Origin of the sequence: Bordetella avium (genome assembly GCF_034424645.1) — a bacterium.
In the GTDB taxonomy this organism is placed as follows: Bacteria; Pseudomonadota; Gammaproteobacteria; order Burkholderiales; family Burkholderiaceae_B; genus Bordetella; species Bordetella avium.
The window spans coordinates 2,852,489-2,870,645 of sequence record NZ_CP139969.1; the positions used below are offsets into that span (position 1 = coordinate 2,852,489).

At 62.8% G+C, this 18,157-nt stretch carries 16 protein-coding genes and 3 tRNA genes; 7 read left to right on the top strand and 12 right to left on the bottom strand.

Annotation, left to right across the window (positions count from 1 at the left end):
- Nucleotides 1–34: 34 nt before the first annotated feature.
- Both U0029_RS13170 and U0029_RS13175 read right to left on the bottom strand, forming a co-directional pair.
- Nucleotides 35–352 (bottom strand): DUF883 family protein, encoded by a 318-nt coding sequence (locus tag U0029_RS13170; RefSeq protein WP_012416542.1) that lies wholly within the window; start codon nt 350–352, stop codon nt 35–37.
- A gap of 83 nt (nt 353–435) precedes the next feature.
- A complete protein-coding gene (locus U0029_RS13175) occupies nt 436–1,149 on the bottom strand; it encodes a hypothetical protein (RefSeq protein WP_114852372.1) in 714 nt (237 codons plus the stop codon).
- A 439-nt stretch (nt 1,150–1,588) separates the two neighbouring features.
- On the opposite strand from U0029_RS13175, the gene cysG reads away from it, so the two are divergent.
- A complete protein-coding gene (gene cysG / locus U0029_RS13180; protein WP_114852463.1) occupies nt 1,589–2,974 on the top strand; it encodes a siroheme synthase CysG in 1,386 nt (461 codons plus the stop codon).
- Nucleotides 2,975–2,979: 5 nt separating this feature from the next.
- Here the strand turns inward: cysG and upp are convergent, their stop codons facing one another.
- Both upp and dacB read right to left on the bottom strand, forming a co-directional pair.
- Nucleotides 2,980–3,618, bottom strand: a complete 639-nt coding sequence (gene upp, locus U0029_RS13185) for a uracil phosphoribosyltransferase (protein ID WP_012416539.1) — start codon at nt 3,616–3,618, stop codon at nt 2,980–2,982.
- A 56-nt stretch (nt 3,619–3,674) separates the two neighbouring features.
- On the bottom strand, nt 3,675–5,078 hold the full coding sequence (gene dacB / locus U0029_RS13190) for a D-alanyl-D-alanine carboxypeptidase/D-alanyl-D-alanine endopeptidase (RefSeq protein WP_086935765.1): 1,404 nt from the start codon (nt 5,076–5,078) through the stop codon (nt 3,675–3,677).
- A gap of 200 nt (nt 5,079–5,278) precedes the next feature.
- On the opposite strand from dacB, the gene queA reads away from it, so the two are divergent.
- The 5 genes from queA (at nt 5,279) to secF (ending at nt 10,883) form a co-directional block, all read left to right on the top strand.
- Nucleotides 5,279–6,319: a tRNA preQ1(34) S-adenosylmethionine ribosyltransferase-isomerase QueA gene (gene queA / locus U0029_RS13195; protein ID WP_236824211.1), complete on the top strand. Its 1,041-nt coding sequence runs from the start codon at nt 5,279–5,281 to the stop codon at nt 6,317–6,319.
- Complete coding sequence (tgt, locus tag U0029_RS13200; RefSeq protein ID WP_012416536.1) at nt 6,316–7,452, top strand: tRNA guanosine(34) transglycosylase Tgt; 1,137 nt, start codon at nt 6,316–6,318, stop codon at nt 7,450–7,452. Before queA ends, tgt begins: the two co-directional genes overlap by 4 nt.
- Nucleotides 7,453–7,595: 143 nt before the next feature.
- The gene (gene yajC, locus U0029_RS13205) at nt 7,596–7,937 is read left to right on the top strand and encodes a preprotein translocase subunit YajC (protein WP_012416535.1); all 342 of its coding nucleotides are present in this window, start codon (nt 7,596–7,598) and stop codon (nt 7,935–7,937) included.
- Nucleotides 7,938–8,000: 63 nt separating this feature from the next.
- Nucleotides 8,001–9,881 carry a protein translocase subunit SecD gene (gene secD, locus U0029_RS13210; protein WP_012416534.1) on the top strand — a complete coding sequence of 627 codons (1,881 nt, stop codon included), beginning with the start codon at nt 8,001–8,003 and terminating at the stop codon, nt 9,879–9,881.
- Nucleotides 9,882–9,947: 66 nt separating this feature from the next.
- Complete coding sequence (gene secF, locus U0029_RS13215) at nt 9,948–10,883, top strand: protein translocase subunit SecF (protein WP_114852374.1); 936 nt, start codon at nt 9,948–9,950, stop codon at nt 10,881–10,883.
- 166 nt (nt 10,884–11,049) lie between these two features.
- Here the strand turns inward: secF and U0029_RS13220 are convergent.
- The 3 genes from U0029_RS13220 to U0029_RS13230 form a co-directional block, all read right to left on the bottom strand.
- A tRNA-Asp gene (locus tag U0029_RS13220) sits at nt 11,050–11,126 on the bottom strand.
- 38 nt (nt 11,127–11,164) lie between these two features.
- Nucleotides 11,165–11,240, bottom strand: a tRNA-Glu gene (locus U0029_RS13225).
- Between the two features lie 24 nt (nt 11,241–11,264).
- Nucleotides 11,265–11,340 (bottom strand) — tRNA-Ala (locus U0029_RS13230).
- Nucleotides 11,341–11,605: 265 nt separating this feature from the next.
- Between U0029_RS13230 and U0029_RS13235 the strand changes: the two genes are divergently transcribed.
- The gene (locus U0029_RS13235) at nt 11,606–12,598 is read left to right on the top strand and encodes an aldo/keto reductase (protein ID WP_169512743.1); all 993 of its coding nucleotides are present in this window, start codon (nt 11,606–11,608) and stop codon (nt 12,596–12,598) included.
- A 5-nt stretch (nt 12,599–12,603) separates the two neighbouring features.
- On the opposite strand, the gene lnt is transcribed toward U0029_RS13235, so the two are convergent.
- The 5 genes from lnt to miaB all read right to left on the bottom strand — a co-directional run bounded on the left by lnt (nt 12,604) and on the right by miaB (nt 18,119).
- Complete coding sequence (gene lnt, locus U0029_RS13240) at nt 12,604–14,196, bottom strand: apolipoprotein N-acyltransferase (RefSeq protein WP_114852376.1); 1,593 nt, start codon at nt 14,194–14,196, stop codon at nt 12,604–12,606.
- On the bottom strand, nt 14,193–15,065 hold the full coding sequence (locus tag U0029_RS13245; RefSeq protein WP_114852377.1) for an HlyC/CorC family transporter: 873 nt from the start codon (nt 15,063–15,065) through the stop codon (nt 14,193–14,195). Before U0029_RS13245 ends, lnt begins: the two co-directional genes overlap by 4 nt.
- Before the next feature lie 125 nt (nt 15,066–15,190).
- Entirely contained in the window at nt 15,191–15,676 is a 486-nt protein-coding gene (ybeY, locus tag U0029_RS13250) for an rRNA maturation RNase YbeY (RefSeq protein WP_114852378.1), read from the bottom strand.
- Nucleotides 15,673–16,695, bottom strand: coding sequence for a PhoH family protein (locus U0029_RS13255; protein ID WP_012416528.1), 1,023 nt, complete (start codon nt 16,693–16,695; stop codon nt 15,673–15,675). Before U0029_RS13255 ends, ybeY begins: the two co-directional genes overlap by 4 nt.
- On the bottom strand, nt 16,692–18,119 hold the full coding sequence (gene miaB, locus U0029_RS13260) for a tRNA (N6-isopentenyl adenosine(37)-C2)-methylthiotransferase MiaB (RefSeq protein WP_012416527.1): 1,428 nt from the start codon (nt 18,117–18,119) through the stop codon (nt 16,692–16,694). Before miaB ends, U0029_RS13255 begins: the two co-directional genes overlap by 4 nt.
- Nucleotides 18,120–18,157: the final 38 nt, after the last annotated feature.

The window sequence follows — 18,157 nt, forward strand, 5'->3', positions numbered from 1 at the left end:
GGCACCGCGCGGCGCCTCGCAAAGACCCAGGCGATCAGCGGCGGCTGATCAGCAAGCCGAGCAGCAGGCCGGTCACGCCTGCAATGCTGATGGCTTGCCAGGGATTGTCGTGGACGTAGTCGTCCGTGGCGCGGGCCGCACGGCGGCCACGTTCAACCATGGCGTCCTGAGCGTCGTAAAGTGCTTCGCGGGTGCGCTTGAGGGAGCCGAGCGCGAGCTCGCGCAATTCGGAAGCCTTTTCGCCGGAGGAGGATGCCGCTTCGCGCAGCAGGCTCTCGACATCGTTCAGGCTGCTCTTAACACTGTCGATCAATTTATCTTTGGAGATGTCTTCGGTTTTTTTCGCGGGCATAGAGGACTCCTTGTGATGTGTCGTCAGTGATTTGATGATACCAGCGTGATCCGCAAGCGGATCACGCGCCTTGCTACGGACTGCTACTTAATTTGGGTAATCTCAACTTGAGACTTGTTTCCAGACAAGTCGATTTCCTGCTTCATAACCAGATGCGTCGCCGGACAATACCAGTCGGTCACCGTGGTGTTCATGCCGGGAATGGGCAGGGTAAGCCCCTTGAACGTGGCTGTCGTGGGATCGCTGGTGCGCGAATAGCTGATCGGCCAGCAGGACTGCTTACCGAGCGCCGTGACAATCTCCCGCCGTGCGCCAACGGTTTTCTCGCCAATGCGAATCGTGGTGCTGGGCTGGCCGCCCACGGGCGCCTCTTTACCGATGTTGATCCGGTAACTGCCCCCCGGCAGCCTTTGCCCCTGGCCCGTGATCTTATCGTAGGCAAATAGGCCCAGAATGCGCAGATCGAACTGGCCGTCCGTAGCGGGAGCCTCGCCGGCCTGATCGTAGCGGACAAAAGCCGCCTGCCCCTTCTTGACGGTCATGAGGTAATCCAGCTTGGACTTGCCCGGCGGCAGACCGCCGTAGGCGAATGTCGCCACCCCACGCACCCGCGCACGGCAGTTATCGGCGTTGCTGCGGCTGACTTCACTGAAAGCCAGATCGGCACCCAGATTGATCGTCCCGGACCCGGTGAACTGCACCTGCCCGCCGTCGTGCATGAACTGGGCGTCGCACACGCCTGCCTGCGCAATCGGGGCCAAGCCAGCCAGCGCCAGTGTGGATATCCAACGAAACAACGGTCGCTCCTGTAGAAGGAATGCGCCAACAACAGCGCCTCCTGATACTACACCGGTTGCGCGCCCGCCCCGCACAAACCTGACGCATTCAACAGAAATGGCGTTTCGCCCTCTGGACGAAACGCCTCCCTGCACTGCTTTTCCCCTTGGGCCATCTCTGGGACGGCCTTCCTGTCCTTGCGGACCTGTTGTCTAAAGCAAACCGCATGCCAGACACAAAAACAGATAAGCCAAAGAACAAACCCTTGTTTTTTCATGCTTTTGCATCGTGTTCGCACCATGAAACGAGCAACGAAGGGCCATGCCGGTGCACGCCACGCACCAAAGATGCGCATTTCAAATCGTTTTTGGCTATAAGAAAGGAAGAAAGCAAACGTTGTAGGGACGCTTTGGGCCTCCTATGATGGGCCGACGATGGCAAGGCACGGCCCGGGTGTTCATGAAGCTCTTTCCGATTTTTTCCGATATCAAAGGCCGATGCGTGCTGGTTGTGGGCGGCGGCGCCGTCGCCACACGCAAAGCGCAGGCCTTGCTGGAGGCTGGCGCGGCCGTGTCCGTCGGCGCTCCAACGCTGACGCCTGAGCTGGCCCGTCTGGCGCAAGGGCAAACCATCACCCATCTGCAAGGGGAGTTCGACGCTGACTGGCTGAAGGACGCCTGGCTGATCATCGCGGCCACGGACGACCGAACGGTCAATACCCGCGTCTACGAAGCCGCCTGTGCCCGGCGGCAGTTCTGCAATGTGGTCGATGACCCGGCGCTGTCGAGCTTTCAGGTACCGTCCATCGTCGACCGCTCCCCCCTCATCGTTGCGATCTCATCGTCGGGGCTTGCCCCTGTGCTGGCCCGGCGCCTGCGCGAACGGCTGGAATCCCTGTTCGATCACAGCCTGGGGGCGCTGGCCGAACTGGCCGCCCGTTACCGACCGGCCATTCGCGCCGCTCGCGCCGATCTGAAAGAACGGCGCCGCTTTTATGATTGGCTCTTGGACGGGCCGGTCGCAGCCGCCTTGCGCCGCGCCCAGCCGCAACAGGCCCAGGAAGCGCTGGACGAGGCGCTGGCCCGCCCTGCCCTGTCTCAGGACGGCCGGGTAGTGCTGGTCGGAGCCGGTCCTGGCGACCCCGGCCTTTTGACGCTCAAAGGGCTGCGCGCACTGAACGAGGCCGACGTCATTCTGCATGACCGCCTGGTAAGCGCCGAAGTGCTCGCCTTGGCGCGCCGGGATGCCGAGCGCATCACCGTAGGCAAACGCCTGGGTGAGAACCATAACGCCACCCAGGCACGCATTCACGAGCTGATGGTCGAGCATGCCCGCGCCGGCCGGCGCGTGGTGCGTCTCAAGGGCGGAGATGCCTTCATTTTTGGACGTGGCGGCGAGGAGCTAGAACATCTGCGCGCCCACGGCGTGGATTACGAGGTCGTGCCCGGCATCACGGCGGCGCTGGCCTGCGCCGCCTATGCCGGCATTCCGCTGACGCACCGAGACTATGCGCAATCCGTGCATCTGGTGACGGCGCATTGCCGGGCCGACGAAGAAGCGCTGGATTGGGACGGGCTGGCCCGAGGCCAGCAGACACTGGCCTTCTATATGGGAGTGGGACAGCTCGACATCCTGTCAGCCCGGCTGGTGGCCCATGGCCGACCTGGCAGCACGCCCTTCGCCCTGATCGAAAACGGCAGCCGCCCCAGCCAACGCGTGGTGACGGGACGCTTATCGCAGTTGGCCGAACGGGCGCGAGAACAGGCCGTCGCCTCGCCCGCGCTCTTGATCGTGGGCGAAGTGGCGGCGCTGGCGGACAGGCTCGCCTGGTTCGGCAAGCCCTGAAGGCCTTACTCGACCTTTTGCTTGGTGCCGAAAATGCGGTCGCCCGCGTCACCCAGGCCGGGCATGATGTAACCCTGCTCGTTCAAGCCCTGGTCGATCGAGGCGGTGTAGATATTCACGTCGGGGTGCGCATCCAGCACGGCCTTGATGCCTTCGGGCGCGGCGACCAGGGTCAGCGCGCGGATTTCACGCGCGCCCGCCCGCTTGAGCATATCGATGGTCGCGACCATCGATCCGCCGGTCGCCAGCATGGGATCGACGATCAGCGCCAGACGCTGATCGAGTTCGCCGACCAGACGCTCGAGATAGGTATGCGCTTGCAGGGTTTCTTCGTTGCGGGCCAGACCCACGACGCTGACCTTGGCGCCAGGGATGAGGCTGAGCACGCCGTCCAGCATGCCGATGCCGGCGCGCAGAATAGGCACGACGGTGACTTTCTTGCCGGCGATCTTCTCGACCTCGACCGTTCCGCACCAGCCTTCGACCGTGGCGGGCGCCAGCGCCATGTCTTTGGACGCCTCATAGGTCAAGAGCGCGGCCACCTCTTGCGAGAGTTCGCGAAAGCTCTTGGTGCTGAGGTCGACGCGACGCATGATGCCTAGTTTGTGCCGCACCAGCGGATGACGGATTTCATGCACGGGCATGTCCGGATTCTCCAAAAATTAAATGCTAGAAACCCGCAGAACGGGCCATATCTTTTTTACTGCTCCGCCAACCAGGCGATCAAGGCATCATCGAAGCTGCGCACCGCGGCGGCGTTTTCGTGGTTGACCATACTGACGACCACATAGCGCTTACCGCTGTTACCCAGCACATATCCCGCAATCGAGCGCACATCGCGCAGGGAACCGGTTTTCAGATGCGCCATCCCCAGAGCGCCCTTACCCTGCATGCGGCGGCGCACGGTGCCATCCACCCCGGCAATCGCCATTGACGCCAGATACTCCGGCATGACGGGCGAACGCCAGGCCAGCGAAAGCATGGCCGCTAGACTGTCTGCCGACACGCGCGCATCGCGCGATAGCCCCGCGCCATTGTCCAGCACCAACTCAGGCATGTTCAGCCCCTGCCCGGACAACAGCTGCTTGGCGACCGACTCACTGCTGGCGACGGTCGCTGGACGACGGCCCCGCTCGGCGCCCAATGTGAGCAACAAGGTGCGCGCCATGACATTATTGCTGCGCTTATTGATCACGCGGATAGCCTCGCCCAAGGTGGGCGACTCGTGGGAAGCGAGCACAATGGCATCGCCTGGCACCACGCCGGGGCGCATCTTACCCTTGAATGTGCCGCCAAGCTCACGCCACAGCAGGCGAAAGACCGCATCCGTGTATTCGGGCTGAGACAGCGCCAGACGATAGAGGCTGAATTCGCCGCAGGAACCGGCCACCGCCCCGGACAGGCGCAGGCTCACGCCCTCCTGGGTCACGACAGGCTGTGTGGACACCGCCGGCGCACCAGGGCAGCGGGCGTCGGTCCATTGGATCGCGCCCTCAAGGCGCAGGCCGGACACAGGAGGATCGACGGTCGCCACCCATTTGCGGGCGACCGGATCGGGGGTGACCAGCAGGCGCAGGGCGCCAAAGCCCACCATCAGGGCATCGGGGCTGGCATTGTACGCCCGGTCGGGTGCGCCATCGAAGGCCCCCGGGTCAATAGCGACCTGCCCGAAAATGCTGCGATCAACCACCAGATCGCTGATCTCCTTGACGCCGCGCAGGCGCAAGTCTCGCAACAGGGTCCAGAGGTCTTGCAACATGAATTGCGGATCGCCGCCGGCACGCCAATACAGCGGGCCGTTGAGCCGGCCCTGCGCATCGGGGCGAACGCCAGGGTCAGTCAGGAAGTCGGTGCGCCAACTGTAATTTGGCCCCAATTCCGATAATGCAACCCAGGTGGTAACCAGCTTCATGACAGAAGCCGGATTGCGCGGCGTCTGGGCATTGATCGCCAGCATACGCGGCCCATTGACCTCCTGGACCACCACCGAGAGCGCCTCATCGGGCAGCTTGGTGGCCTTCCAGGCCTGCATGAGCTTGGGAGGCAGGCCCGCCACCTGAGCCTGGCCCGCGGCTGGCGTCAGTGCGGCCCAGGCCGCAGCCATTATCAATCCCAGCGCCTGCGCGGCGCGCCTCCAAGCCCGATGTCCCATGCCCGCTATCGCAATTTCTGATGGCCGAAGGTGCAAGCATACCTAAGGTGCGCACCGCGTGGTGGAGGGCCTCTTCGCGGCGGGCGTCTACAATAGCAGGCTGCCCCGGTGCCAGACGCCGCCCTTCCATACCAAGCCGCCCGGACGCCATCGTGCCCACGTTTACGCTTTCCGATTTCGATTACGACCTGCCGCCCGAGCTGATCGCGCAGACTCCCGCCGCCCAGCGCGGCGGCAGCCGCCTGCTTCATCTTGACGCCGGCAGCCAGCTGCATGACCGTCAATTTGCCGATCTGCTCGCCCTGCTGCGCCCCAATGATTTGCTGGTTTTCAATGACACCCGCGTCATCAAAGCCCGCCTGACCGGCCAGAAAGCCACCGGCGGCAAGGTCGAGGTGTTGGTGGAACGCATCACCGAACCCGATCGGGCACTGGCCCATGTTCGCGCCAGCAAATCGCCCGGACCCGGCATGCGGCTTGAGCTGGCCGGCGGCGCGGTCCGGGCCGAAGTGATGGGCCGCCAGGGAGAGCTGTTCGACCTGCGCTTCGCAGGCCCGGTGCTGGATTTGCTGGAGGCGCATGGCGCGACGCCCCTGCCTCCCTACATCACCCATAGCGCAGAATCCGAAGACAACGAACGCTACCAGACCGTCTATGCCCGCGAGCCCGGCGCCGTCGCCGCGCCCACCGCCGGCCTGCATTTTGATCAGGACATGCTAGCCCGTATCGAGGCGCTGGGGGTAGCACGCGCTTTCGTGACCCTGCACGTCGGGGCGGGCACGTTTCAGCCGGTCAGGGTAGAGAAGATCGACGAGCACATCATGCACGCCGAGTGGTACACCGTACCCGAAGCGACAGTTCAAGCCATTGCCCGCGCCCGCGCGGCCGGCGGCCGCGTCATCGCCGTGGGCACGACCAGCGTGCGCGCACTGGAGTCCGCCGCCGCGGCGGGCGATGGCCCCCTGGCTGCCGCTCAGGGCGACACCCGCTTATTCATTACGCCGGGCTACCGCTATCGCGTGGTTGACGCCCTGATCACCAACTTCCATCTGCCTCAGTCGACCCTGCTGATGCTGGTGTCGGCCCTCGCCGGCATCGAGCCTATCCGCCGAGCCTACGCCCACGCCGTGGCCGGCCGCTACCGTTTCTTCAGCTACGGCGACGCCATGTTCATCGAATCTCCCCAGCCATGACCGGACTCAAATACGAACTGCTCGCCACAGACGGCGGCGCGCGTCGCGGACGCCTGACGCTCAACCACGGCGTAGTCGAAACCCCTATTTTCATGCCCGTGGGCACTTACGGCAGCGTCAAGGCCATGCTGCCGCATGAACTCAAGGAAATCGGGGCGCAAATCGTGCTGGGCAACACCTTCCACCTGTGGCTGCGCCCCGGCACCGCCATCATGGAAAAGCATGGCGGTCTGCACGGCTTCATGCATTGGGACAAGCCCATCCTGACGGATTCGGGCGGATTTCAGGTGTTCAGCTTGCAGGGCATGCGCAAGATCACCGAGGAAGGCGTCAAGTTCGCCTCCCCCATCGACGGCGCCCGGCTCTTTCTGACGCCCGAAGAATCCATGCGCATCCAGCGCTCGCTGAATTCTGACATCGTCATGGTGTTCGATGAGTGCACGCCCTACGAAATCGACGGCCGTCCCGCCACCCAGGAAGAAGCCGCCCGCTCGATGCGCATGTCCTTGCGTTGGGCGCGCCGCTCACGCGAGGAGTTCGATCGCCTGGGTAATCCGAACGCGCTGTTCGGCATCGTTCAAGGCGGTATGTATGAAAACCTGCGCGATGAGTCGCTGGCCGGCCTGACCGACATCGGTTTCCATGGCTACGCCATCGGCGGCCTGTCGGTGGGCGAGCCCAAAGCGGACATGATGCGCATCCTGGGCCATGTGGCGCCCCGCCTGCCGCAGCATGCGCCGCGCTATCTGATGGGCGTGGGCACCCCCGAAGACCTGGTCGAAGGCGTCTCGCGCGGCGTGGACATGTTCGATTGCGTCATGCCCACCCGCAATGCCCGTAACGGCTGGCTGTTCACACGGTTTGGCGACGTCAAGATCCGCAACGCCAAGTACCGCGACGACACCCGCCCGCTGGACCCGAGCTGCGCCTGCCACACCTGCGGCCATTTCTCGCGCGCCTATTTGCACCACCTGCAACGCGCCAACGAGATCACCGGCGCACGCCTGAACACTTTGCACAACCTGCATTTCTACCTGACCATCATGGCCGAAATGCGCGAGGCGATCGCGGCCGGCCGCTTCCAGACCTGGCGGACGCAATTCGCCGCCGACCGCGCACGCGGCGTGGACTGAACGCGGCCTGCGCCAGCCAGCGCCCAACATCGCTACAATAGCCGGCTACCCTGTCCAAGGCTCGCGCGGGGACAGGGACAAAACAAGGCATCAGCCGCAAGCAAAAACGCAAAAGCGTTAAAACTCAACCAGGAGTACTTCCTATGTCCGTGATCGATACCACTGGCCTCGTTCTGGCCCAGGCCGCCCCCGAAGGCAACATCCTCGGCGGCATCCTGCCCATCATCTTGATGTTCGTGATCCTCTATTTTCTGATGATCCGTCCGCAGATGAAGCGCCAGAAAGAGCACCGCAACCTGGTCGCCGCCCTGGCCAAGGGCGACGAAGTCGTCACCGCCGGCGGCATCCTCGGCAAAGTGGCGAAAGTAACTGACAGCTACATCTCCATCGAAGTGGCTGACCTGGCCGAAAAGCCGGTCGAAATCACGCTGACCAAGAGCTCCGTGACGTCGGTGCTGCCCAAGGGAACCATCAAGGCCCTGTAACAGTCACATTGGGCTCCTCGCGGGGCCCTTTGTCCGTTCCACCCCTTGAATGCGTAGCCGGCAATGAACCGCTATCCCCTTTGGAAGTACATCACGGTTTTGGTTGCGGTCGTCATCGGCCTGCTCTATACCCTGCCCAATTTTTACGGCGAATCCCCCGCCGTGCAGATTTCCAGCGCCAAGGCCACTATCAAGGTCGAGCCGTCGCTGTTGCCCCGTGTTGAACAGATTCTGGCCGACGCCAAGCTATCGGCCACCAGCGTCTACTATGAACAAAACGGCACGCTGGGCACGATCCGGGCGCGCTTTCCGTCCACCGACATCCAGTTGCAGGCCCGGGACCTGCTGGATCGCAGCCTGAATACGGTTGCCGGTGATCCGCATTACACCGTGGCCCTGAACCTGCTGCCCGCTTCGCCGCCCTGGATGCGCTCGCTGGGCTGGTTCGAACCCCGGCCCATGTATCTCGGTCTCGACCTGCGCGGCGGTGTGCATTTCCTGCTGCAAGTCGATATGCAAGGCGCCCTGACGGCACGCTATGACTCGCTGGCCGCCGATGCCCGCTCCATCCTGCGTGACCAGAAAATCGACGCCGTCAACGTCGAACGCAGCGGCCAAGCCATCGTCGCCACCTTCTCCAGCCCCGAACTGCGCGACCGCGCCCGCGAAGCCCTGCGCAGCCGCATGACCGATCTGCAATTCATCGATCGCAACGAGGACGGCCGTTTCGTGCTCGATGGCGCCCTCAGCCCGCAAGCCATCGCGCGCGTGCAGGAAACCGCGCTCAAGCAGAACATCAACACCCTGCACAACCGGATCAACGAGCTTGGCGTGGCCGAACCCGTGATTCAGCAACAAGGCGCTGACCGCATCGTCGTTCAACTGCCCGGCGTGCAGGACGTGGCCAAGGCCAAAGAACTGCTGGGCCGCACCGCCACCCTGGAGCTGCGCATGGTGGACGATTCGCCCGCCGCGCAAGCCGCCCTCGCCAACGGCACCGTGCCCTTCGGCCTGGAGCGCTACTCCGACCGCGACGGCCGCCCGATTCTCGTGCGCCGCCAGGTCATCCTGACGGGCGAAAATCTCCAGGACGCTCAGCCCGGCCGCGACCACCAGACCCAGCAGCCCTCGGTCAACCTGACCCTGGACTCCAAGGGCGCGCGCATCTTCCGCGATGTCACGCGTGACAACGTGGGCAAGCGCATCGCCATTCTGCTGTTCGAAAACGGCAAGGGCGAAGTGGTGACAGCGCCGGTCATCCGTAGCGAAATCGGCGGCGGCCAGGTGCAGATCTCGGGCAGCATGTCTGCGGAAGAAGCGGCCGACACCGCGCTGCTGCTGCGCGCTGGCGCGCTGGCGGCGCCGATGTCCATCATCGAAGAACGCACCATCGGTCCGAGCCTGGGCGCGGACAATATCGCCAAGGGCTTTTATTCGACGCTCTACGGCTTTATTGCCATCGCGGTCTTCATCATCGTGTACTACCACCTGTTTGGGGTGTTCTCCACGATCGGCCTGACCTTCAACGTCCTCTTGTTGCTGGCCTTGCTGTCCATGCTGCAGGCCACCCTGACCCTGCCCGGCATCGCGGCTATCGCGCTCACGCTGGGCATGGCCATCGACTCGAACGTGCTGATCAATGAGCGTATCCGCGAAGAGCTCAGAGCAGGCGCCTCTCCGCAACAAGCCATCTATCATGGCTTCGAGCGTGCCTGGGGCACCATTCTGGACTCCAACCTGACCACACTCATCGTCGGCCTGGCGCTGCTGGCCTTCGGGTCTGGCCCCATCCGCGGCTTCGCGGTGGTGCACTGCCTGGGCATCCTGACCTCGATGTTCTCCTCCGTGGTGGGTGTGCGCGCCCTGGCCAACCTCTGGTATGGCGGCCGCAAAAAGCTCGCCAAGATTTCCATCGGCACGGTCTGGAAACCCGGAACCAAGTGATAGAACCGGGCGGGCGCGGCTTTATCGCCGCGCCGTCCGGCTCCTCAAAAGACAGCAAGGCGAAACATGGAATTTTTCCGGATTCATCGCACCATCCCGTTCATGCGCCACGCGCTGGTGCTGAACATCATCAGCCTGGTGACTTTCATCGCGGCGGTGTTCTTTATCATCACGCGCGGCTTTCACCTGTCGATCGAATTTACCGGCGGCACGGTGATGGAAGTCAGCTACGCCCAGACCGCCCAGCTCGATCAGGTGCGCGGCGTGGTGGGCAAGCTCGGCTACACCGATTTCCAGGTGCAGAACTTCGGCACCTCTCGCGATGTCATGATCCGTCTGCCGGTATCCGCTGGCCAGACATCGGCCACACAAAGCGAAACCGTGCTGGCCGCCCTAAAAGCGGCGGACAACTCCGTCGAATTGCGCCGCGTCGAATTCGTCGGGCCACAGGTCGGCCAGGAGTTGCTGAACAACGGCCTGATGGCGCTGCTGTTCGTGGTGGTCGGCATCATGATCTACCTGGGCATCCGCTTCGAATGGAAGTTCGCCTTGGCTGGCGTGATCGCCAACTTGCATGACGTGGTGATCATTCTGGGCTTTTTCGCCTTTTTCCAGTGGGAGTTCTCGCTCTCGGTACTGGCAGGCGTGCTGGCTGTGCTGGGCTACTCGGTCAACGAGTCGGTCGTTATCATGGACCGTATCCGTGAAAACTTCCGGAAGTACCGCAAGGCCGACGTCCATGAAGTCATCAATAGCGCCATCACGCAAACCATTTCGCGAACCATCATCACCCACGGTTCGACGCAGATGATGGTGCTGGCCATGCTGTTCTTCGGCGGCCCCAGCCTGCACTACTTCGCTCTGGCCCTAACCATCGGCATCTGGTTCGGCATCTACTCCTCGGTATTCGTGGCGGCCGCCCTGGCGATGTGGTTCGGCGTAAAGCGCGAGGATCTGGTCAAACAGCCCAAAAAGGCTGAAGGCGAGATCGAGGCGCCCTGACGCTTTCTCTGTCCTGAGTGACATCAAGCGCCGCACATGCGGCGCTTTTTATTCGCAGCTTGGCAAACCACCAGGAAAGACAGGCCGATACGGCAGGCAACACAGAAACATGCCAGGAAAAAGCAAAAGCCGCTTGATTTTGCAATCAAGCGGCTTTTCGAAATTTTGGCGGAGCGGACGGGGCTCGAACCCGCGACCCCCGGCGTGACAGGCCGGTATTCTAACCAACTGAACTACCGCTCCGCAGCGGTGACACCTTGCGGCATCTTGCCAAGCAAGCTTGGCGTCCCCTAGGGGATTCGAACCCCTGTACTCACCGTGAAAGGGTGATGTCCTAGGCCTCTAGACGAAGGGGACCTCGGTACTGCTTCCGTCGCCGATTGGTGGAGGTAAGCGGGATCGAACCGCTGACCTCTTGCATGCCATGCAAGCGCTCTCCCAGCTGAGCTATACCCCCCGGGTTTCCAGCAATTTGCAGATGATTTTTACGTCAACCGCGAAGAAATGAGATTATGCACGAGTTTTTTGAAGCGTGCAAGCCTTGGCACAGGAAAATATAGAAAAAACGAAAAATTTCGTGTGCCTGCTCTGCCCAAGATGACATCCGAGAAGCGATCGGGCCCACCGCCCTCAATCTCACATGCTAGAGTGGTCCGACTGCCTATGGAGCGATGACGATGACCCTCACTTCTTTTCCGACCCGACAATTGGGCAACACCGGCATGGCCCTATCGCGCGTGGGGTTCGGCGCCTCGGCGATCGGCGGTGCCGATTGGGCCTTTAGTTGGGGGCCACAGGATGACAGCGTATCGGTACGGACTATCCGCCACGCGGTAGACCGCGGCATCAACTGGATAGACACGGCCGCCGCCTATGGCCAGGGGCATGCAGAAGACATGATCCGGCAAGCGCTGGCACAGATGCCTCCGTCGGCACGCCCCTATGTGTTTACCAAAGGCGGCCTGCTGGAGCATCAGGGCGCGACCCGCTGCGTGGGTCAGCCAGACAGCCTGCGGCGCGAGCTGGAGGGTTCGCTCAAACGTCTGGGTGTGGAATGTATCGACCTTTACCAGATGCACCGGCCAGCGACCGACGGTACTCCGCTGGAGGTGTATTGGCAGACGCTGCTGGACTTCAAGCGCGAAGGCAAGGTGCGCGCCGTGGGCCTTTCTAACCACAGCCTCTCACAATTGCAGGCGGCCGAAGCCATGGGTCATGTGGACAGCGTGCAACCGCCCTTCTCGGCCATCCGGCGCGATGCCGGCGACGGCATCCTGCCCTGGTGCGAATCCAGGCAGACCGGCGTAATCGTCTATAGCCCCATGCAATCAGGACTGCTGTCGGGCGCATTCGATGCCAACCGGGTATTGCCCGAGAACGATTGGCGCTCTCGCGACGCAGCGTTTCAAGCGCCCGATCTGGAGCGCAACCTCAGCCTGGCCGACGCACTGCGTCCGCTCGCGGAGCGCCACGGCACGACAGTCGGCACAGTGGCCATCGCCTGGACACTGGCCTGGCCCGGCGTGACGGGCGCCATCGTGGGCGCGCGCAGCCCAGCCCAGGTGGATGACTGGCTGGGCGCCGCCACGCTGGAGCTGGATGACGATGCAATGCAATTGATCGCGGACGCCTGCGCACGCACCGGCGCAGGCAGCGGCCCCTTGCTGCCGCCCGAATCAGAAAGCCTGCCGACGCCGACCGACTTTCTGCGTTGAGACGCTTAAGAACGCTTGCGGCGGCGCGCTGCGGCCGCAACCAGGATCAAGCCGGCGATGGCCAGGGCGAGCTTGTCGCCAAATCGCGCATAGGGCGTCAGGCCAGTCATGCCCTGCACGACCACCGGCAACACCCCCGCCTGATGCGTGGGCAATTGCGCGACGACATGGCCACGGGCATCGATGGCGGCGGTAACGCCGGTATTGGTGGCCGTCACCATGGGGCGTGCCGTCTCGATGCTACGCAAGCGGCCGATTTGTAAATGCTGGCGCAAGGCCCAGGTGTCGCCAAACCAGCCCAGATTGCTGACATTGGCCAGAATGGTGGCGCCGCCCTGATTGTCGGGATAGAGCGCGGGCAGCAGCTCAGCGCCGAACAGATCTTCGTAGCAGATATTGAAGGCGATACGCTGGTCAGCCACCGCGAAGGGCTGTTGATACGCCGCACCGCGATCAAAGTCGCCCAGCGGGATATTCAGCATATCGACAAACCAGCGGAAACCCGGCGGCACGAATTCCCCCCAGGGCACCAGATGCTGCTTGTCATAGCGCATGGCCGTCGTACCGCCCCGCAACTGCTCCAGCGGGGTGTGCGCATCCAGACCGATGACGCTATTGGTGTAGCGCAGCCGCCCCGTGGCGTCAGGCACCTCCAGCGGCACCCCCATCGCGATAGTCGCAGATTGGCGGCCGGCGATGGTTTTCCAGGCTTCCCAGACCGAGGGCGCAAGCTGGTTCTGGAACAAGGGAATAACGGTTTCAGGCAGGATGATGAGATCGGGCGAAGAGGCGCTGCCGGCGGGCCCGGTCAGGGCGGCCAGTTCCAGATGACGCAGCAGGCCGGTCTCGATCAAGGCGGGATCGAATTTCTGTGATTGCTCAACATTGCCCTGCACCAGCCGGATACTGAGCGGATCGCCATAGGGCCGCGACCACGGCAGCAAAGCGAGCAGGCCGCCGGCCAGCACCAGCAACACCGCCAGCCCCGCCGCCAGCGCCTGCCTGGCGGAACCCTCGCCCTTGAGGCCAGCCAGCGCCGCCGCGCAAAACGCCGTAACAAAGGCCATGCCGTAAACCCCCAGCACGGGCCCCCAACCTGCGATCGGGCTATCTACGACGCCGTAGCCGATATTGAGCCAGGGAAAACCCGTCATGAGGGTGCCGCGCAACCACTCGAATACCGTCCAGCAGGCCGCCCAGACCAGGGCGACCCAGACGCTGCGCCAGGGCTTGGCGGCTTGACCGGGGGGACAGATACTGCGCGCCAGCCAGCCCGCCGTAGCCGGGAAAAGCGCCAGAAAAACCGACAGCAACAGAACGCCTGCCGCCGCCAAGGGTGCGGCAAGGCCTCCGTAATCGTGCATGCTGATATACAGCCAGTACAAACCGACCGTGAAGCTGACACTGGAGAAGCCCCAGCCACGCAGCCATGCCGCGCGGCGCGTAGGGGCCTGCAGCACGGCATGGGCCAGCACCGCCAGCATGAATACCTGGACCCAGGCCAGGCTCCAGGAAGGCAGCGGACCCGGAGCGAAACTCAGGGCATGCAATACGCCGGCAAGGGCCAGCAGGCCAGCCAGCGGCCAGCCGCGCCTCACTCCTCCGTCTCCTGACGGACCGGCACCCGGCGCACGCGCAACCACAGCGCACGGCGCGGGTCCGCGCGGATGACTTCGAAGCTGAAATCCTCAAAATCAGCCGTATCGCCCCGGCGGGGGATACGCCCCAACTTGCCGCCCAACCAACCGCCGACGCTGTCATATTCGTCATCGGGCAAATGGGTGCCGAAGGTGTCATTGAAATGGCTGATCTCGGTAGCGGCCAACAGGCGCCACTGATTTTCGCCTTCAGGGAAAATGGACTCTTCTTCGTCTTCGTCGAACTCGTCTTCGATCTCGCCGACGATCTGTTCGAGCACATCTTCCATGGTGACCAGACCCGAGATGCCGCCGTGCTCGTCGATGACAATGGCCAGGTGATTGCGCGCCTCACGGAACTCGCGCAACAGCACGTTCAGGCGTTTAGATTCAGGAATGAAAATCGCAGGACGGATCAGGGCGCGCAGCTCGATGGATGGGTCCAGCATATAGCGCAGCAGATCCTTGGCCAACAAAATACCCAGGATATTGTCCCGGTCGTTCTCGTAGACAGGAAAGCGCGAATGCGCGGTCTCGATGATGGTGGCCAGCAGTTGCTGCAAGGGCTGGGAAACATCCAGCAGATCCATCTTCGAGCGCGGCACCATGATGTCGGCAGCCGTGCGCTCGGAGACCGCCAGCGCGCCTTTGATCATGGCGTAAGACTCGGCGTCGAGCAAGGTTCTGCCGTGGGCGGCTTCTAGGAAGGTCTTGATGCCTTCGCGGTCTTCTGGCTCGCGCCGGACCAGCGATAACACGCGGTCCAGCAGAGATTTGGAGGATTTGTTCGCGGCAGTCGCGGAATCGGCAGCAGGGTAAGGGTCAGACATTGTCCAAATGGACTCGTATTAAAACGATCAGCATAACCGATATCTTTCGAATCCATGCTAGTTCTACCGGCAGCGGCAACACGCCGCTATGTCCGGGTTTTCCTAGTGCAAGCGCCGCCTGCTTGTCAGTCGGCAAGCAGATAGGGATCGGCAATGCCCATGCGGGCCAGGATGCGGGTCTCCAGCGCCTCCATGCGCTTGGCCTCACGGACCTTGATGTGGTCGTAGCCCAAAGCATGCAGCACACCATGTATGGTCAGATGGGCCGCATGATCCACAAAGGATTTTTTCTGCTCCCGGGCCTCGCGGGCCAGCACGGGCGCACAGATCACGATATCGCCGCGCGCCGTGCCCAGCGGGTCTACGCCATATTCGAAGGTCAGCACGTTGGTGGCGTAATCGCGCCCTCGAAAATCCGCATTGAGGCGCCGGCCCTCAGCCTGCCCTACCAAGCGCACATTCAATTCGGCGGCCTGAAAATCAATCAGACCATCGGCCGCCGCGCCGGCCAGAGCGTAGCCCGCCCAGCGGCGCAGCCGCCAGCGCGGCAGACGCGGTTCGGCAACCGCATACTGCACCGCCAGCGCAAGACCCGGCTCGCCTGCCTTCATGACTTACCTTCGGCCTTCTCGGACAATTCGTAGGCATCGACGATGCGCGCCACCAGCGGATGACGCACCACGTCGCGGCTGGTAAAGCGGGTCGTGGCGATGCCCTGCACATCGGCCAGCACCTTGGAGGCATGCGCCAGACCGCTCAACTGGCCGCGCGGCAGATCGACCTGGGACGGGTCGCCGGTGATGACCGCTTTGCTGCCAAAGCCGATACGGGTCAAGAACATCTTCATCTGCTCGGGCGTGGTGTTCTGGGCTTCGTCCAGGATCACGAAGGCATGATTCAAGGTGCGCCCCCGCATATAAGCCAGCGGCGCGATCTCGATGGTCTGCTTCTCGAAGAGACGCTGCACCCGCTCAAAGCCCATCAGGTCATAAAGCGCGTCGTATAGCGGGCGCAGATAGGGGTCCACCTTCTGCGCCAGATCGCCAGGCAAAAAACCCAAGCGCTCGCCAGCCTCGACCGCCGGACGCGTCAGCACCAGACGCTGGACCAAGTCGCGCTCCATCGCGTCAATGGCGCAGGCCACCGCCAACCAGGTCTTGCCTGTGCCGGCCGGGCCAATACCGAAAGTGATGTCGTGCTTGAGAATATTGTTCAGATAATCGCGTTGGCGCGGAGTGCGCGGACGCAGGTCCGAGCGCCGCGTGCGCAAGGCGATGCCATCGCTTTCATCATCGACAGGAGGCAGACTGGGATCGATATCGCGCGGATCGGCCTGCACTTCGACACGCCGCCCCACGCCGATCTCGACCAGGCCAAGCTGGATATCATCGACGGACAGGGCGCGATGCGTGGCCTGCTCGTGAAAGCGGCGCAAAGCCCGCCCGGCCAGCTCAGCCTGCTCGCCCTCGATGGTGACGCGGCTGCCACGACGCGAGAGCTTCACGCCCATGCCGTCAGCCAGTTGCCGCAGATTTTCATCCAGCGGGCCACAGAGGTTGGAGAGATGAATATTGTCGCCGTCCAGGGTCACGATGACAGGGATGCTGCGGCGGCTGCGCGGATTGCTCATGCTGCTCCTTGGTCGCTCTCTTCGGTACCGGCCACACGGCCGCGAAGCGAGTTGGTGAAAGCATGGGTGATGATGACATCCACCATGTTGCCGATCAGACGTGACGGCCCTTCAAAATTGACAATGCGGTTGTTCTCGGTGCGGCCCATGAGTTCATTGGGATCGCGCCGCGACGGACCTTCAACCAGGAGGCGTTGACGCGTGCCCACCATGCTCTGGGCAATGGCGGCGGCCTGCTCGTTGATGAGCGCCTGCAACTGCTGCAAACGTTTGAGTTTAACGTCCTGAGGCGTGTCGTCTTGCAGATCGGCCGCTGGCGTACCGGGACGGCGCGAATACACAAAGGAAAACGAGGTATCAAAACCCACATCAGCGATGAGCTTCATGGTTTTTTGAAAATCTTCCTCGGTCTCTCCCGGAAAACCGACGATGAAGTCGGAGGACAGCGTCAGGTTGGGTCGCGCCGCGCGCAGCTTGCGCACGACCGACTTGAATTCGAGCGCGGTATAGCCGCGCTTCATGGCCGCCAGCACGCGGTCGCTGCCGGCCTGCACCGGCAAATGTAGAAAAGACACCAGCTTGGGCAGGCGGGCATAGGCCTCAACCATGCGCTGCGTCATTTCTTTGGGGTGCGAGGTGGTGTAGCGGATGCGTTCGATGCCAGGAATTTCATGCACGTATTCGAGCAGCATGGCGAAATCGGCGATCTCGTCGCTGCCCTCGATACGGCCGCGATAGGCATTGACGTTCTGGCCCAGCAAAGTCACTTCGCGCACGCCCTGGTCGGCCAGATCGGCGACTTCGGTCAAGACATCCTCGAAAGGACGCGACACCTCTTCGCCACGTGTATAGGGCACCACGCAGAAGCTGCAATACTTGCTGCACCCTTCCATGATGGACACAAACGCCGTCGCGCCTTCGACACGCGAAGGCGGCATATTGTCGAACTTCTCGATTTCGGGAAAGCTGATGTCAACCTGCGACACGCCTTCGTCACGGCGGCGACGGATCAGTTCGGGCAGGCGGTGCAGGGTCTGCGGGCCGAACACCACATCCACATAGGGCGCGCGCTTGACGATGGCCGCGCCTTCCTGGCTGGCCACGCATCCCCCCACACCGATCACGAGATTCGGATTGAGTTTTTTAAGATGTTGCACGCGGCCCAGATCGGAGAAGACCTTTTCCTGGGCCTTCTCGCGCACCGAACAGGTATTAAAGAGAATGACATCCGCCTCTTCGGGGTTGTCGGTCATTTCCAGGCCCTGATCTTCGCGGAGCACGTCGACCATTTTGTCGGAGTCGTACTCATTCATCTGGCAGCCGAAGGTGCGGATATAGATCTTGCCACTGCCGGCGGCGTGGGTGGAAGGCGTGGGATTGGAAGGCGTGCTTGCGCCTTCGCGCTTGAGTGTCGTTTCGTGCATGGAGGGACGCCGTGACGGTTGTAGATCCCGGGGGCGTT

Coding starts and splice junctions, on each gene's coding strand:
- secF (WP_114852374.1), top strand. CDS start 9,948: ATGGAATTTTTCCGGATTCATCGCACCATCCCGTTCATGCGCCACGCG.
- ybeY (WP_114852378.1), bottom strand. CDS start 15,676: ATGAAGGCAGGCGAGCCGGGTCTTGCGCTGGCGGTGCAGTATGCGGTT.
- U0029_RS13255 (WP_012416528.1), bottom strand. CDS start 16,695: ATGAGCAATCCGCGCAGCCGCCGCAGCATCCCTGTCATCGTGACCCTG.
- yajC (WP_012416535.1), top strand. CDS start 7,596: ATGTCCGTGATCGATACCACTGGCCTCGTTCTGGCCCAGGCCGCCCCC.
- secD (WP_012416534.1), top strand. CDS start 8,001: ATGAACCGCTATCCCCTTTGGAAGTACATCACGGTTTTGGTTGCGGTC.
- U0029_RS13245 (WP_114852377.1), bottom strand. CDS start 15,065: ATGTCTGACCCTTACCCTGCTGCCGATTCCGCGACTGCCGCGAACAAA.
- dacB (WP_086935765.1), bottom strand. CDS start 5,078: ATGGCTGCGGCCTGGGCCGCACTGACGCCAGCCGCGGGCCAGGCTCAG.
- U0029_RS13170 (WP_012416542.1), bottom strand. CDS start 352: ATGCCCGCGAAAAAAACCGAAGACATCTCCAAAGATAAATTGATCGAC.
- U0029_RS13235 (WP_169512743.1), top strand. CDS start 11,606: ATGGCCCTATCGCGCGTGGGGTTCGGCGCCTCGGCGATCGGCGGTGCC.
- upp (WP_012416539.1), bottom strand. CDS start 3,618: ATGCCCGTGCATGAAATCCGTCATCCGCTGGTGCGGCACAAACTAGGC.
- cysG (WP_114852463.1), top strand. CDS start 1,589: ATGAAGCTCTTTCCGATTTTTTCCGATATCAAAGGCCGATGCGTGCTG.
- tgt (WP_012416536.1), top strand. CDS start 6,316: ATGACCGGACTCAAATACGAACTGCTCGCCACAGACGGCGGCGCGCGT.
- miaB (WP_012416527.1), bottom strand. CDS start 18,119: ATGCACGAAACGACACTCAAGCGCGAAGGCGCAAGCACGCCTTCCAAT.